Source organism: Paenibacillus sp. T2-29 (genome assembly GCF_052921365.1).
Window position 1 is genome coordinate 228,339 of record NZ_JBREVE010000005.1, and the last position, 17,424, is coordinate 245,762.

Sequence of the window (17,424 nt, forward strand, 5' to 3'; positions counted from 1 at the left end):
AAGTCTATTCAGTAAACGGAGACTAATAATGAAGCTAGATCGAACAGGATTTCAGCGATTGTTTGTCGCCTTGCTGATGCTACCATTACTCTTGACAACAATGCACCAAGGAGACGCCGAAGCGGCTAAACAGGGAACCACAGCACCTCAAGCAACACAGCTAACAGAGATTGTTATAGCCGGTCAGCCCTTAAACAACAAAATCAAACCGCTATTGATCGACGGTAAGCTGATGGTACCTCTCAAACCATACGCTGAAGCTGTGGGTGCAAGCTACCATTGGGACGCTAAACAAAAGCAGATTACGCTGCAAAAGTGGGCAGAACCCTTAATTCTTAAAGAGCAATTACGTAAGAACCAGCAGCAACTGATTTTTAAGGTTGTAGGTAAAGATGTATATGTACCTCTTAGAGATGTGTCGCTTGAATTAGGTTATACGTTGGAGAAGACAAACACACAGATTCAGATCCAGCCACCGATTCACGGTAAACTAAAAGAACAATTGTATGAGGGGGATCTCGTAGCAGCACGCGAAGCGTTAATCCACTTAGAAACACGTTCTGTTCATCCTTATATAGAAGTTCACCGTCCCAACACTGAGCTTTTGTCTAGTGTCTACATGTTTCCTCAAGGTGAAGCATTACGGTATTTTACAGTGGACGGGGATGTGCTGAGTCTGGTTGAAGTGAAGGACGATTTTCCGATGGTCACCTATCAAGGGTATATGGGAGCTCCTTTTGATAATACCTTTACGATGGAATACGATCCGCTAGACCTTTTCTTGGAAAACAAGGCCAAAAATCAGTGGGGAACCTATCCGAAATTTAATAAACCGCTGATCTATGAGTATACTACAGGATGGGGAGACAGCAGCACTACTTATTATGGACGTATTACTACGGATAAAAAAGAAGAGCTGTTGGGTACGACGGGTGATCCGGTAACCGGACTCCGAGCCAATGCCAAGCAGATCATGAAAACTTTCAAGCTGCCGTGGGAATCGCGTACAGATACCCAGCAGGCGATGGAATAAGTTAAACAGCTACTACAAAAAAGCGTGTATCGTTGAAGTTAATTTAACTTCCAGGTACACGCTTTTTGCAATGATATGGGGAATTGATATTGTGATGTGCTCAAATCTTGATTAGGCATCATTTTCTGCTTCGAGGAACACGGAGATCAGAATACGAGCGTTGTTTTCTCCTACATTTTTGGCATAGTGGGGGATGGCCGCCCTCCAGCTAAAGGAATCTCCTGCTTCCAGAGTAGCTGAATCCTCGCCCTGCTCCACGTACACTGTGCCCTCCAAAATAAAATGAATCTCATCTCCTGCATGAGCATGCTCTTCTTCTGTAGATGAGCCTGGCGGCATTTCAACGAGCATCATTTTGACGTTACCCTGCCCTCCCAAATGATCGACCTGGAGCTTGTTTTTACCATACAACGTTTTACGGCGCTCGTCCTTGCGAATCACTTGCATTCGTTCCTCTTCTTTAAGAAGCAGAAAAGCGAGAGGTACGTTCAGCGCATTAGCGATGCTGTCCAATGTAGCGATGGAAGGGGAGGTTTTATTATTTTCTACTTGACTCATAAACCCTTGAGATAGCCCGGTTCGCTCGCATATTTGCTGGATGGATAAATTTTTACGTTTACGAGCGGCGCGAATGTTGCATCCTATACCCATTGAGCGTTCCTCCTTTTGGGAAATATAATGTATACTAATTTATTATTTATCATACCAAATAATTTGTTGACAGACTATAGTTTCTTATGCTAAATTCACATTACAAAATAATTATTACTATTACTAATAATTGAGTTTGATTCACACATATATGTTGCCGTATAGATTCGAACGTTATTATTTTTTTAACTAAATTATTAGTAATATAAATTAATTATTCATATACGCTTGTATGAGTGTAATAAAACAAACAGAATGGAGAGATAACATGAGTTCGGCAAGCAGAAACGTTTCTACAATTATGCGGGTGGCGCTCGGAATTTTGTTTTTGGTACACGGAATTGCTAAATTCCAAATGGGGTTGGGTAATGTAGCAGGCTGGTTTTCCAGCATTGGCGTCCCAGGATTTTTAGGTTATGTCGTTGCGGTGATTGAGTTGGTCGGCGGGATTGCATTAATTCTTGGATTGCTTACTCGCTATGTATCCGGACTTTTAGTTATTGTATTGATCGGTGCCATTTTCACGGCCAAATTGTCCGGCGGGTTGATGGGGAATGGTCAAGGAGCTGGCTATGAGCTGGATATTGCTTTTATTCTGGTAGCTCTTCATCTCGTATTTGCACCGACAACTCGCTTCTCTCTGGATTCTTTGTTCAGTCGTCGTGGGTCAACAGAACAATAATTTCGTTTCATCCTTAGTCCTCCAATCCATGTAGAAAGAGGGAAATCTGATGACAGCACATATTCATGACAACACTAAAATCGGGCAGGTTTCATTAAAAGTTAGTAACTTGGAGCGTTCTATTCAATTTTACACTGAGGTCGTTGGTTTACAACTTCTGCGCCAAACGACGGATACTGCTGAATTGACTGTCGACGGAAAGCATGCGCTACTGGTTCTTAATTATATTGAAAATGCAGTTATTCTGCCGCGCCAGTCCGCAGCCGGATTGTATCACTTTGCTATTCTCGTACCGAACCGTGTAGCTCTTGGCCTGTCTTTGCGTAATTTGCTAGCTCATGAGATTGAAATCGGACAGGGAGATCATGATGTAAGTGAAGCACTATACATTCATGATCCCGATAATAACGGGATTGAAATCTATGCGGATCGTCCTCGTGATCAATGGAAAAGAGATGCAGATGGATTTTACATGATGGGAACAGGTCCCGTGGATGCAGAAGACCTGATTGCCATTTCTGAAAATATACCTTGGCAGGGGCTGCCACAGGGAACAGTAATTGGGCACGTTCACTTCCATGTATCTAATTTGCTCACAGCACAGCAATTTTATTGCGATGTGCTTGGCTTTGACATTACGTGCCGATACGGATCTTCAGCCCTGTTCGTTTCCGCGGGTGGCTACCACCACCATATGGGCTTGAATATATGGGCAGGTGAAGGAGCACCACCAGCTCCCGAGCAGGCTGCTGGATTGGATTATTTTGAACTGATTGTTCCAGACCAACAAGGATTGGATACCATTACTGCTCGTTTGACTGCGGCAGGTTATGGAGTACAAAAACGTGATGGGGCCCTGTATGTGGCTGACCCGTTCCGCATTCAAATCAAATTGGTTCATGGTCAAACCATTTAACATAGCAGGAATGTAACAAAAAAGGGTATTCCTACAAGCCGTACTGGCTGGGAATACCCTTTTTTGTTACTAAAACAAGCTCCAATCCAAATCCCGTGACATTGTCTCCAGCAAGTGTACCCCCGCTGTACTGTTGCCCATACGATTCAATGAAGGACCCACTAGTCCGATGCCGTATCGTCCGGGTACCATCGTCATTATACTGCCAGATACGCCGCTTTTGGCAGGGAGCCCGACTTGAATGGCGAATTCACCAGAGGCGTCATACATACCGCATGTTGTCATAAATGTTTTGGCGATCTGTACATAGCGACGGGGAATCAGAGGTATACCTGTGACCGGATCACGGCCGTTGTAGGCTAGTATGAGTCCCATACGTGCTAAATCTGTACAGTTCAATTTGACAGCACAATGTCTGAAATAGACGTCAAGCACATCCTCCACATGACCTCTTAAAATCCCCTTTTCCATTAGAAAATAAGCAAGGGAACGGTTTAAATGGCCTGTGGCTGATTCTGAATCGTAGACATCCTGATCATATTCCAATGTGTCATTATGAGTAAGCAGACGGAAAAATTGAAGGACACGGGCAAATCTCTCTTCTGGACTGTTTCCGCGAATCAGAGAGGAGACAGCAATTGCTCCAGCGTTAATCAGTGGATTAAACGGTATCCCCGGCTCAACCAGTTCTAGCTTTAGCATGGAATTAAAACGGTCCCCGGTAGGCTCCATCCCCACCTTAGAGAAGACAACGTCCTCTCCATTATCCATCAAGGCCAGAATGAGCGTAAATACCTTTGAGATGCTCTGCATCGTAAATTGTATTTCCGTATCTCCGGCTACCACGGTCTCACCCGCACCGTTCATTACCACAATACCCAGCGCGTCGGCCGGGGCTTTGGACAGTTCGGGAATATATGCTGCTACCTTGCCATGAATATACTCATGACGGCTTTGTTCTACCCATTCCGGCAGTTTGGTCTGTAATCTCTGCCACTCCGATGTCATTTCTTTTCCTCCAGTCGAGTAACCAATCTGTGGTATTTTATTGTAGAGCAAGAAGTAGCTATATACTTATTTTAAAGAAATTTTCAGTCGAAAAACAAGCTCTGATGTCATTTCTTTTTCTCCAGTTAAATATCCAACCTATTGTAATATCTGGATTATGGCTGACAGGAGAAGGAGATGATCTTAAACATGTTACACGGTATGTTAGCGGATTACCCGCGGGAGAAAACGATTCATCAATTGTTTGAGGAGCAGGTTGAGCGTACACCGGACCACGTAGCGGTTGTATTTGGGGACAAGGACTTGACGTATGCCGATCTGAACAAACAGGCCAATCAGCTTGCACATGTTTTGCGAGCCAAAGGTGTAGATAAAGACGAGCCCGTCGGGATCATGGTTGACTGCTCATTGGAGATGATTATCGGGATTTTCGGAATTTTAAAAGCCGGGGGAGCCTATGTGCCGATTGATCCGCAATATCCAAAGGAACGTATACGCTATATGCTGACGGATTCCGGCGCAACCCTCCTGCTGACCCGGCTTCCAATCCACAACCCATTGGAGCTCGACAGTCTTGTACTGGATTTGATGGACAAGCGGAATTATGGAAAAGAAACACGGAATCTCACATCTATTCAAGGTTCCGATACGCTAGCATGCATTATGTATACGTCCGGTTCTACGGGCGAACCTAAGGGAACCTTAACGATGCACTACAACATTACACGTGTTGTTAAAAAGCCCAATTACATCCATTTCTCGACAAAAGATCGGATATTGCAAGTGTCCAGTTTTTCGTTTGATGGTGCTACATTTGGTATTTATGGGGCTTTGCTTAATGGGGGCACTCTTGTTTTGAGCACACAGGATCAATCTATAAATGCACGGGAGCTATCAAATAAACTACGTACACAACAGATTACAAAATGCTTTGTCACGACGGCTCTTTTTAATGCATTGGTGGATATTGATCCCGGCTGCTTTGCAACCATTGAAACCTTGCTATTCGGTGGTGAGAAGGTGTCGGTCAGCCATGTGCGTAAAGCGTTCGCTGTTCTGGGTCCCGGCCGTTTAATTCATGTCTATGGGCCGACGGAGAGCACGGTATTTGCTACGTATTACCCGGTTGATCATTTGGACGAAAATGCGAATACTGTGCCGATCGGCAAACCAATTAGCAACACGAAGATTTATGTCCTGGATTCGAAGCTGTGTCCTCTACCGCAGGGAGTTGCAGGCGAATTGTACATCGCTGGCGATGGATTAGTTAAAGGTTATTTGAATCGTCCAGAGCTGACAGCAGAGCGGTTTATTCAGTCTTCACGGGTACCTGGAGGCAGGTTGTATCGTACCGGAGATTGGGTACAAGAGCAAGCGGACGGAAACATCGAATATATTAGCCGGATCGACGGTCAAGTGAAAATACGGGGGTACCGAATTGAGCCAGGAGAAATAGAGTCGCATCTATTAAAAATAAATGATATACAAGAAGCGGCTGTTATTGCCCGCGAAAATGAGGACGGACAGAAGCAACTGGAAGCGTACTTTACAGCGACCACAAAACTGACAACAGATGAAATTAAATTTGCTCTCTCTATAAAACTGCCGAATTACATGATTCCCTCTTTTTTTACTCAATTAGAGCAGATGCCACTGACACTGAATGGTAAGCTGGATCGCAAGGCACTATTGGCCCTTCAAGGAAATATGCATGCTGGAGCAGAATATGTCCCTCCTGAGCCGGGACTGGAGACGAAGCTGATGGATATATGGCAGGATGTATTGGGACTGCAGCAGATCAGTGTTTTAGATAGCTTTGTCGACCTCGGTGGACATTCTATTCATGCGCTTACATTAATGTCAAGGATGGAGTGGGCAGGATATCACGTCACTTTAACGGACATTTATCACTATAAAACGATTCGGGCCCTCGCTGATTACCTTCGTTCAACACAGAATAGTGTTATCGGGTCCCAACAGCAGCAGGGCATCATTAAAACAACACATCAGCTGATGTCTTGGCTTCACCAAGAAACGGATGGTGTTTTTGAGTGGGTGAAATACCAAGTAAGGGATTTTATTCACGAAGTTAGAGATATTCAGGTGCTTTACTCCGACATGGTGGCTGACGTTAACCATATCTTGCGGATTATGGACGGAAAAGTAGTTCCAGAGCTACTGCCACACTATATTGTACCACTGCATCTAAGAGCTGAAATGGCTGATCAATACTGGACGATGGATGAAGAGGAATTTTTCCAGCGTCTAGGCTTAAAGAGCATGAATTCGGATCCAGTGGAAAGTTTACGCAAGCAATTGAAAGATGATTATTTGAAAAAAGATCAGTTTCTTAAAAGAGGGGAAGTGGCACAAGAATATCCGCTAAGTGGAATTCAACAAATGCAAATTTCGTTTCAAACACCACCAAGTTTAGGTGTATTTAGGCTGGATGAGTGTGTGAATTATGATTTTTTGAATCAGGCCTACAATCATTTTGTCCAAAGTCAAGGGTTACTGAGGAGTGTTCCGACCCAAAGAGATGGATGGACTTATTGGAGGGAATACGTACTGCCTAGTGATAATGTGCCAAGACTTAACATTGTTGACGTATCAGCTTACAATCCATGTGGCCCCCTTATGGAAATGATAAATGATTATGTTACAAATACACGATTCGCCGGAGAGCATATGTTGTTTCACATGTTTGTGCTGAAACGGAACCTGCGTGAACATTATGTCATTACTATTTATCATCATGCGATATGCGATCGGGTGACCTCGGAAGTAGCTGAGCGACAGCTGATTGCTAGCTACAGGAGTCTACTTCAAAATCGCTCCCTTCCTACGGATGAAGTGAAGCCCTATGTGGAGTATGTTAGACAAATCCAAAGTGGACCAAAAGGAATCACGGAACCAGAATTAATATCATCTTTTAATTTGGAAGCGTTCCAAAAAAGCAAGCAATACATCTTCCAAGCCCCGAAGCTTCGAACGAGCACAGAAGCCTACCTGTTTAACGTATGCATTCCCGCTGCAAATCCTTCTTTAGAGCTGGCGCTTTATGTCTATACAAGGGGCCTGCAAACTTATTTAGGTATGGATAAGCTGCCATTGTTATTTTTATATGATGGAAGAAGATACGACGAGGAAGCTTATTATAACACGACCGGTGAATTTATTGATTTTGTGCCTATGCTGTTGGATCTGAAGCAAAATCCAGATGAAATGATGCAGTCTGTCAGAAGCAGACTGGATTTATTAAAATACCATACGATCAATTTTATGCATCTTCTTACAAGCCCTGATTACGAAGACAAGTGGAAACGGAGCAGAACACTTGCACAGTTGGGGAAGCAGTATGAGCAACTGGATTTATTCATGTTTAACTATTTAGGAAACAGCACGAAGGCAGGCTCAAAATACAGCAATTATTATGATGATACCGTTATAAAGCAACCGAATCCACTGCCGATCCATTCACTGTTCAATTGCATTGCTTCTTCCTACACGGATGGTCTTATCTTTTCTATACGATGCAGTTACGAGATAGAAGTAGAGGAAGTCAGGGCTGCTTTTTATCAAGCTGCTGGTATAGCATCCCGGATAGGGGAGGTACAATAAGTGATAGAGTCATCCACTATACCTAGTCAGAGTGGGTCTGATAGACCACGACGTTATTTGCCTTTATTTTCTCACTCCAGTAGAAATATCTCACAGCCTGCAGGCCACAATCAAGTGCTTTACGGCATTCGTTTGGAGACAAGACAGGTCCAAGCGATTTTAGAATTTGTACAGGATCATCAGATAGGTATGCCTTCCTTTATAACATCCATATGGTCCGTACTGCTATCCCATTACGCCAATCAATATGCTTTGCCTGTTGTATATTCTATGATATCGGACAAAGAAGAAAAAGGAGATCGTCTGGATTATCCGCTACTCATTCATATACAGAGGGAAGATGATCTTTTCTCTTTGATACAAAGGACACAAATGGATTGGAACAAACGACATACCTGCGGCGATTGGAGAGAGGATTCTTCGCAGCAGACTAAAGTCGATCCTCGATCAGGGGGAGAGAAGGATTTCTTCAATGTGGGTATCACAGAAATGTGTGATCATTTCCTATCTCCAAGTTCAAATGTGAAAGCACAGGCTCTCTTACGAAGTATAGATCAGCTAGAAATCGCACTCTGCTACCATTATGATGCGGATATATTGGAGTGCGCAATACAGTATGATGGCAATCGTTTTGGAGAAAGACAAATCGCTAGCTTCGCAGGCCATTTTCAAACATTGCTGGAAAATGCACTCCTTTTTCCGCAGAAAAAGATACTATTTCACCCCATGCTGACCACGGAAGAACTCGAACAGATGCAACAATGGAATGATACAGAACAAGCCTATCCTTTGGATAAAACGGTGGTTCAATTGATCGAGGAGCAAGCTGATCGAACACCCAATGCGATCGCTTTGGAGTTTGGTGAGCAGAAGCTGACTTATTATGAGTTAAATCACCGGGCAAATCAAATCAGCCACATGATTATAGAGTCGCATTTGCTGCAAGGACATGGCTCTCTGCCGGCTGGCACGCTGATTGCTATCATTATGGACAGGAGCGCAGATGTGATCCCGTCAATGCTCGGAGTTATGAAAGCAGGAGCTGCTTACCTTCCGGTCGATCCCCAATATCCTGGAGAGCGGTTGCGATTTATTTTAGAAGATGCACAGGCCCAAATGATTATAACGCACAGCCAATTAGTAAGCAGGATAAATCCATATATTTCTCAACTGGGTATGAAACCACATACGCTGATTTGTGTGGATGAATGCTCGGAGCAACAGGACTGCTATCCTTACGAAAATTTGCAGATCGGGCTGAAACAGAATGATCTGGCTTATGTCATCTACACATCCGGGTCTACCGGAAAACCGAAGGGCACTCTCATTGAACATGCTGGCTTGGTTACGTTGATCCCTTATCTTGTTGAAAAGTTTGGTATTACGTCCGACTCAAGAGTCATGCAATTCGCCTCCATGAGTTTCGACGCTTCGGTCTACGAATGGATCGGCACGTTATCAGTAGGCGGGACTTTGGTTGTCCTTTCAGACGATGAACTCCCCCCTTATGCAGACATTTCAGATATTCTGGCAGAGAAGAAGATCCACATTGCCATGCTGACGCCATCGGTGCTCCGAACAATGAAACATAGAGAATTGCCAAAATTGCGTACACTTGTATCTGCTGGAGAACCCTGTGCACCTGATATTGTCGACTATTGGGGAAGAGGAAGACGATTTGTGAACGCTTACGGGCCGACCGAAGTAACGATTATTTGTGCTACTTCTGTCTGCCAGCCAGGAAAAGAAATTACGATTGGCAAACCCGTTTATAACAAACGTTTAATCGTCTTGAACTCATTCGGTAATCCTGTGCCTGTCGGCGTCCCCGGCGAACTATGGGTAGGGGGCATTGGACTTGCCAGAGGATATTTGAATCGTGAGGAACTGACTCGAGAACGGTTCGTTCACAAAGAGATTGCAGTCAGCAGTGAATATCCGTCACACAGTGAGCGATTATATAAAACCGGGGACATTGTGAAATGGACGCCGGATGGAGAACTGGTATTTATAGGGCGTAGTGATGAACAGATTAAAATCAGAGGGTATCGTATCGAACTGGGTGAAATAGAATATCAGCTACGCCAACATCCTGACATCGGTCAATGTGTCGTTCAAACCTGGAAGGACGGGTCATACCATAAACTGGTAGCTTATTATACTGCTCTAGAAGAACTAGAAGAGGCGGAATTGACGCAGCACTTAGGTGCTGTATTACCAGCTTATATGGTTCCTTTATATTTCTCCCATTTGGATTCTCTTCCAGTAAATACTAACGGGAAAATCGACCGCGGGGCTCTCCCCGACCCGAAGAGTACCTTATTTCTTCAAGCTGATGAAGTTGTGGAAGCAGACGAGGATGATCTTGAAAAGCGTTTGCTTAGGATTTGGCGACAGATTTTAAAAAGGGGAGATATCGGAGTTAACGACCATTTTTACGCTGTTGGGGGAGATTCAATTCTTGCCATTCAGGTCGTATCTATGGCCAGAGATCACGGTATGATACTTACTCCAAGACTAGTGGCAGAGCATCCAACTATTAAGAAATTAGCTACTGTTGTTACTTGGACAAACAGTAATCAAACGGAAGAGCTTATGGTTGATTTGACAGGCGAATTTGGATTGACACCGATTCAGCAGTGGTTTTTCGAGCAACAGTTTGTAGAGCCGCATTATTTCAATCAATCCCAGCTGTTTGTGCTCCGTGATTTTGATCCTGTGAGATTGGAAACTGCCATTTATCAATTGATTCGATTACATCCAGAGCTTTCGACGGAGATTGTGGTCAGGGAACATGTGTATTCGCAGCGCTATCGAACGGATGCCTCCATTCAACTGGCTAGCTATACCCTTCAACAAATTGATTATCCTGAATCAGAAATTTTAAGCATATGTGATGCGTGGAACAGACAATTGAATTATGAGACCGGCGCTATGATATATGCAGGAGTAATCCAAGGTCATCCTGATGGTAAAGCTCGTTTATTTATGACTATACATCATCTGGTCATTGATGGAGTTTCCTGGAGAATATTGGTTCAGGAATTGTGTCAATTGTATCAGGGGACTGCACTGCCGCCCGTTTTGAATCCATACAAAAAGTGGCACTCTGTATTGATGAGTTATTCTGAACATAAGGATACGTTAAGTCATATTGAGTATTGGAAAATAGTACAGTACCAAGCTGCAGCATTTGTGCTGCCAGTAGACCATTACCCGGCTCATAAAAAGAGCAGTGCATCGTCGGAATTGGTTACGATGCTTACTTTCGACGATACGGAGCTGCTTTTGCACCATTGCTCCCAGGCTTACCATACTGAGATCAACGATTTGCTGCTTACAGCTTGGTCCTTGGCACTCTCCGATTGGTCTGGACAGACAACGATTGCATTTCGCTTAGAAGGTCATGGACGTGAGCATTTTGTATCCGATATAGACCTTACAAGAACTATCGGTTGGTTTACCTCTATGTTTCCGGTATGCATTCGGATTTTGGATAGCGGCTCTTTGGGAGCGACGATTAAATCTGTCAAAGAGCAATTGCGCTATATTCCTCACCGTGGTATGTCATATGGTGCTTTGAGATACTGCCACCCGCACGAAGAAGTCCGTTCCGAGTTAGCAGCTTCTGAACCTCAGGCTCTTTTTAATTACTTGGGCCAATTTGATCAGGGTAATATGAACGAGTCAAACGAGTGGCTAGAGTTTACACGTGACGCAGCACAGGATTATAGCTCACCGCTTAATCATGGAACAAGCCTATTGGAACTCAATTGTTCCATAGTTCATGGCAAGCTGCATCTGTTTATGAAATATAGCAAATGTCACTATGAAGAAGTAACTATAACTCAATTGCTAGAAGCTTTTGTAACACGTCTGCTTGCTATTATCGAGCATTGCAGCCAGGCTGAACACGAAGAATTCACGCCTAGTGATTTTCCATCCGTGTCCCTGGAACAGCATTCGCTCGATCAGATCGTAAAGACATATCATTTGAAACATGGTCTAGATAAAATGCTGTATCTAAGTCCCTTACAGGAAGGACTACTGTTCCATTACTTGGACCATCCCGCCTCCGATCAATATTTCGTGCAGGTTCATTGGAAATATCATGGCAGGCTAGAGGTAGATCGTTACCGGGAAGCCTGGAACAGCGTCATTGCCGAAAATGATAGCTTGCGGACTTGCTACATTTGGGAGACGTTGGACAAGCCCATACAATGTATTGTCCGAAATGCAGAATTGGAATGGACGTTTTTGGATTTTGAAGCAGAGCAACCAGAGCGGCAACAAGAGCATATCGAACGCTGGATGACAATGGATCGTAATCGCCGTTTTGATCTAACTCAGCCTGCGTTCCGCCTAACCCTAATTCAGATTGCTTCGAACGAATGGACGATGATTTGGAGTTACCACCATATTTTGCTGGACGGTTGGAGCCTGCCGCTACTACTGAATCGGGTACATGAGCTCTATGCTTGCAGCCTGCAAAATCGGATACCTCAACGCAACTTGAACCGTTTTTTTGAATCTTATATTCGTTGGCTAAATAATAAGGATCGCACGGAGGCCGAGACATTCTGGAGGGCATATTTGGCCGACGTAACGGAGCCGACACGACCACTGATAGAAAAAGGTACACTTCCCGATGTACATCAACCGATAGAGAACCAGCAGATCGAAACGCTTATTATCGATTCAAGACGAACCAAGCAGATCGCCGATTTTGTACAGCAAGTACAAGTTTCGCTAAATACACTGGTACAGTTCGCATGGGGCAAAATGCTACAAGTCTATCATGATGCCGATACAACCATTTTTGGCATGGTGGTATCCGGGAGAGGATCGGATCTTGCACAAGCGGATCGGATCACAGGTATGCTGATTAATACACTGCCTTTAGTCATGCACTGGAATGTGGAGCAAACCATCACGGAGTATGTACAACAGCTGCACCAAACCATTCAGAAACTAAACGACCACAGTTATGTGAGTCTGAACGAATTGAAGAGCTGGTCTGGTATTCAAGGACATGCCATGTTTTATAGCATCGTGGCATTCGAAAATTATTTGAACGACTATCGGCAGCCTGAAAATGAATTGAAGATGTCAGCTATGGAGGAACGAGAGAAAACGAATTATCCAATGACGATCACCGTGGCTCATGACGGGGAACAGATCATCATCAAGTTTATATATGACGCAGATCGACTGAAGCAAGAAACGGTTAGCCGATTGGCAGAACAACTACAAAATACGGTGCAATATGTGCTGGAATATCCGAATCACACCGTCGGAGACGTTTGCTTCATGAATAAGGATGAATATGATCGAATCGTCTATGACTGGAATAATACGTATACAGCATATCCCAGAGATCGTTCGATTGTTGACTTATTTCAGGAGCAGGCAAAGCTGCGGTCTTCACAGCCAGCAGTAATCGCGCACAATCAGGTTATGTCCTACCACAGCCTAAACCTCATGTCTCAGCACATTGCCAACAGGTTAGCGGATGATGCTAATGCCAGTAGTCATGGAAAGTTTATTGGAGTTTACTTGCCGCGTTCTCTTGAATTCATTGTTTCCATCCTGGCGATCATGAAAGCGGGATATGCCTATGTTCCTATTGATCCTGATTTTCCGGCAGAAAGAACCCGAGAATTAATCAAGGATGCTGGACTGGACACTATCCTCACTTCACAGGAAGGAACAAAACGTATCTCGGAAGCTTGTAAGGGAATCCGTTTAACATTGATTGATACAGAACATTTTGACCAAAATGGAGTTGTACAACAGGAAAAGAAGGAAAATAGGGTTGCTCCCAATGACCTTGCTTATCTCATGTATACGTCCGGATCGACGGGAAAACCGAAAGGCATAATGGTGGAACATCGCAATGTCATTCGCTTGGTCAAAAACACTTGTTATTTCCCATTTTCCTCTGACATCAGATTACTCTATACGGGTTCGCCTGTTTTTGACGCTTCTACGTTTGAAATTTGGGGGACGTTGCTGAATGGCGGCCAGCTGTTTGTAATTTCCAAAGACGATCTTTTAAATATCCATGTGCTGGAGCAGCGAATAAAGGAGTGGAGAATTAATACCCTATGGTTAAGTTCTGCCCTGTGTAATCACTGGATTGAAGAAAATGAAAAGCTGTTTGCTGGACTCCAATGGTTGGTCGTAGGTGGGGAAATTTTGTCGGTTAAACATATCAATCGTATCCGGCTCGCCTATCCGCAACTCTCGATTCTCAATGCATACGGTCCTACGGAGAACACCACTTTTTCGACGAGCTACCGGATCGAAAAGCCATTTGAGCAGAATATTCCTATCGGTAAGCCCATAAGTAATTCAACTTGTTATATTTTGGACAAACGGGGCCGTGTTCAGCCTGTCGGAGCAGTCGGGGAATTATACGTGGGAGGAGACGGGGTGGCGAGGGGGTATTGGCAGCAAAACCAATTGACACAGCATGCGTTTACTCCAAATCCACACCGCTCTGCCAAAGATCGTGAAAGAGGCACAAATTTAGTATTATATCGTACGGGAGATCGAGTGAGATGGTTGCCAGACGGGAATATCGAGTATATCGGACGGGTTGATGATCAGGTAAAACTCCGCGGATATCGAATCGAACTCGGAGAAGCCGAGTTCCGTCTTAGCAGCTATCCTGCGATAAAAGAATGCCTGGTCCTTATGCAGGAGGTTCATGGTGATCTCCGAATGTTCGCTTACTATACAGCGGAAGAGGAAGAACGAGAGGAACAGCTTCATGCTTTTATGGCCGACGTTCTGCCATCATATATGCTGCCGTTTCGTTACATTTGGCTAAAATCGTTCCCATTAACGATTAACGGGAAAATTGATCGCAAAAAGCTTCCTTTACCTGAAATCCATAGCGATAAAGAAGCAAATGCTGGACCGTGGACTGAATTGGAGCAAACCATAGAAGAAGTTTGGAGCATGGTCCTGAAGCTAGATTACATTGGCAAGAATGAAGACTTTCACACGTTGGGAGGACATTCACTCCATGCATTGCGCATAGCCAGCCTGCTGCAAAAAAGCGGATATCCGGTTACGGTTAACCAGATATTTCGCGAACAGACGATCGAACGTTTGGCACTTTCGTTGAGCAATGCAATGACGGATACAGCGGCTGCCCTCTTTCCAAACATGGATAACCCGTATATTCAGTCTATAAGAAAAACATACCCGTATGACGGATTTCCACTGTCTGCTGTACAAAAACGTTTTTTCCAAAGAGATCTTGTGAATCGCAACATGTTTAATGTACCTTACCTGGCTCTGCTCAAAAATTACATTCCTACAGAATTGCTGAACACGTCGATTGAACAACTATTGAGCAAACATGCGGCGTTACGGCTGTCATTTGCTCAACTGGAGGATGATGAATGGTATCAATTTGAGCAGAAAATAAGTGTACAACAGGTGGTTTCTTACGTGGATTTGCGCATGGTTTCGGGATCACATGACGCCTATATTTCGGACTACTGCTCGAAAGTGCAGCATGAATTCGATATCAAGGAAGGACCTTTATGGAAGGTTGTATGGTTTGCGCACTATTACGACGAGAGCCAACAGGTGATATTGCTTCTGTTCCATCATTTAATTTTTGACGGAATCTCTATAAACATTTTTTTAGAGGATTTGAGACATCTTCTCTTGCCGGGACAAGGGAGTAATCTGGCGCTACATGTGGAGGAGGGAAGCAGTTATCGGGATTGGTGCATGGCGTTGACGCAATATGCGGCGAAAGACACTTTTTCTAAAGCATTCACTTTTTGGAACAGGATTGTAGAAGGCGGACAATCTTTGCAGGTTGACACAGAATCTGAGGCACAGCCTCTCCATCGCCACATGAAAACTATAACGCTTGATTTACTTGAAGGAGAAGAGCATCTTCAGCTATTAAAGGCATTGGCTGTAAAGCATCAAACTACACCACTGAGCATCCTACTAACGGCATTATCACAGGCTTGTTTTCAATTGAAAAACCAATCGGATTTGCTGCTGCATGTCATGTCTTATCAACGTGAGTCCTTTTTGCCGGGTATTGTGATTGATCGTACTATTGGTTTTTTTGCTGGAGCATATCCCCTTCGTATTCAGATCCCGGCAGGAGATCAGTCGGACAATTGGGAAATGGCACTGAGACATGTCATACACATGTTGCAGCATGTTCCATCTGAAGGCATGGATTACTTTATTTTACGTTATATGATACAGGATGTTTATCCAAATACGAAACCACTGAGAGACGGAACGCACATGCTTTTCCATTACCAATCAGAGGAAATGAACGGAATAGCTGATGATTTGTATGAGCCTTTATCGATTTCTTACGGAAACACGAATGCGGCGGACAACCCCTCTGCTTACAAGTTAAATATGACGGCAGACCTTAGACGAGATAGATTAAGTTTAACCTGCTATTATAGTTCACTGCATTATAAGGATCAGACGATCGCAGAGCTAATACGCTTTATATCCGAATATCTGTATCGAAGCATTGGTGTTCGACCATATAGCATGATAATGGAGGGAGCCTCAGATTATGAAAATATATGAATTTTGCCCTTTTTTCAATGAAAATCGCATTGCAGAGATTAAAATAAAAGAAAATGCCAGCTGGATCGACGAACTGCACGTAATCGAAGCCAACAAGACATTCAGCTATTTGGATAAGCCCTGCAACTTTAATCCAGGTTATATAGGTCCAAAGGTCTTTCACCATCCATTTCATGCGGATGAACTGTTTCGCGCACCTGAAGAGCATTCATTGTATTTTGATGTGGATCGCTGCGGCGCAGATCACTTTGACCACTGGTACTGGAGTCTGCTCAGTCATAACAGTGCGTTTCACAATGAAGCTTGCCAAAGAAACAGGAGCACCTTTATTTTGCAGGAAAAGGTTGAGGATGATGATGTGATCATCTTGGCTGATTTCGATGAGATCATTGACAGCCGGATGGCGGATCGTATTGTTGCGGAAGTGAAGAAACATCATATTATTACGATAAAAATGCACTATTCTGTATTTTTCCTGAATCTTTTTTGCCAATCTAATCATGGTGCTCCTCATTGGAGCTATCGCGTGTTTGCTATGACCGGACGCTACTTCAAAAGTATGCCTTTCTCACCCGATTATCTCAGGAAAAAAGGAATTGCTGAAGCGTTGTATCATGACATTTATTGTCTGGAGGAGCCGGCTGGATTCCATCATTCGTGGCTTGAATATCAGAAAACTGCACTTCCCAAACTACAAGCATTTGCCGCCAATGTAGAAGATAAAAGTATTTTGAATGTAGAGTATATTGATCAATGCTTACAAGATAAAAAGCTGTACTATATCGACACCGAACTTTATGTTGATAACTCAAAATCGTTTTTGAGCAGCCTACAGGAGCTCGAAACCGATGATCTTTGGTACAAGTAAAGTGAAAGAGATCAAATAAAAAAACTGCCGACAGGATCGGCAGTTTAGTTTAA

General features: G+C 43.8%; 8 protein-coding genes. 6 read left to right on the forward strand and 2 right to left on the reverse strand.

All coding sequences use genetic code 11. The annotated features are described in order from the left end of the window. The first annotated feature begins 28 nt into the window (after positions 1-28). Positions 29-1,033: a stalk domain-containing protein gene (locus ACU1JV_RS16360; protein WP_413986195.1), complete on the forward strand. Its 1,005-nt coding sequence runs from the start codon at positions 29-31 to the stop codon at positions 1,031-1,033. A gap of 111 nt (positions 1,034-1,144) precedes the next feature. Here the strand turns inward: ACU1JV_RS16360 and ACU1JV_RS16365 are convergent, their stop codons facing one another. Beyond that, entirely contained in the window at positions 1,145-1,684 is a 540-nt protein-coding gene (locus tag ACU1JV_RS16365) for a helix-turn-helix domain-containing protein (RefSeq protein ID WP_013371366.1), read from the reverse strand. A 268-nt stretch (positions 1,685-1,952) separates the two neighbouring features. Between ACU1JV_RS16365 and ACU1JV_RS16370 the strand changes: the two genes are divergently transcribed. Together ACU1JV_RS16370 and ACU1JV_RS16375 are read left to right on the forward strand one after the other, a co-directional pair. Then, complete coding sequence (locus tag ACU1JV_RS16370; RefSeq protein WP_013371365.1) at positions 1,953-2,366, forward strand: DoxX family protein; 414 nt, start codon at positions 1,953-1,955, stop codon at positions 2,364-2,366. A gap of 49 nt (positions 2,367-2,415) precedes the next feature. Beyond that, positions 2,416-3,282, forward strand: a complete 867-nt coding sequence (locus tag ACU1JV_RS16375) for a VOC family protein (RefSeq protein WP_413986194.1) — start codon at positions 2,416-2,418, stop codon at positions 3,280-3,282. Positions 3,283-3,351: 69 nt separating this feature from the next. Here ACU1JV_RS16375 and glsA read toward each other — a convergent pair whose 3' ends face one another. Beyond that, positions 3,352-4,290 carry a glutaminase A gene (gene glsA / locus ACU1JV_RS16380; protein ID WP_013371363.1) on the reverse strand — a complete coding sequence of 313 codons (939 nt, stop codon included), beginning with the start codon at positions 4,288-4,290 and terminating at the stop codon, positions 3,352-3,354. A gap of 177 nt (positions 4,291-4,467) precedes the next feature. Here glsA and ACU1JV_RS16385 point away from each other — a divergent pair, with 177 nt between their 5' ends. The 3 genes from ACU1JV_RS16385 to ACU1JV_RS16395 are packed head-to-tail and all read left to right on the forward strand — an operon-like array spanning position 4,468 to position 17,371. Next, positions 4,468-7,911, forward strand: coding sequence for an amino acid adenylation domain-containing protein (locus ACU1JV_RS16385; protein ID WP_413986193.1), 3,444 nt, complete (start codon positions 4,468-4,470; stop codon positions 7,909-7,911). Further along, on the forward strand, positions 7,912-16,503 hold the full coding sequence (locus ACU1JV_RS16390) for an amino acid adenylation domain-containing protein (protein WP_413986192.1): 8,592 nt from the start codon (positions 7,912-7,914) through the stop codon (positions 16,501-16,503). After that, positions 16,490-17,371, forward strand: a complete 882-nt coding sequence (locus ACU1JV_RS16395; RefSeq protein ID WP_165080640.1) for a hypothetical protein — start codon at positions 16,490-16,492, stop codon at positions 17,369-17,371. Before ACU1JV_RS16390 ends, ACU1JV_RS16395 begins: the two co-directional genes overlap by 14 nt. Positions 17,372-17,424 lie beyond the last annotated feature (53 nt).

Coding starts and splice junctions, on each gene's coding strand:
- glsA (WP_013371363.1), bottom strand. CDS start 4,290: ATGACATCGGAGTGGCAGAGATTACAGACCAAACTGCCGGAATGGGTA.
- ACU1JV_RS16375 (WP_413986194.1), top strand. CDS start 2,416: ATGACAGCACATATTCATGACAACACTAAAATCGGGCAGGTTTCATTA.
- ACU1JV_RS16385 (WP_413986193.1), top strand. CDS start 4,468: ATGATCTTAAACATGTTACACGGTATGTTAGCGGATTACCCGCGGGAG.
- ACU1JV_RS16365 (WP_013371366.1), bottom strand. CDS start 1,684: ATGGGTATAGGATGCAACATTCGCGCCGCTCGTAAACGTAAAAATTTA.
- ACU1JV_RS16360 (WP_413986195.1), top strand. CDS start 29: ATGAAGCTAGATCGAACAGGATTTCAGCGATTGTTTGTCGCCTTGCTG.
- ACU1JV_RS16395 (WP_165080640.1), top strand. CDS start 16,490: ATGAAAATATATGAATTTTGCCCTTTTTTCAATGAAAATCGCATTGCA.
- ACU1JV_RS16370 (WP_013371365.1), top strand. CDS start 1,953: ATGAGTTCGGCAAGCAGAAACGTTTCTACAATTATGCGGGTGGCGCTC.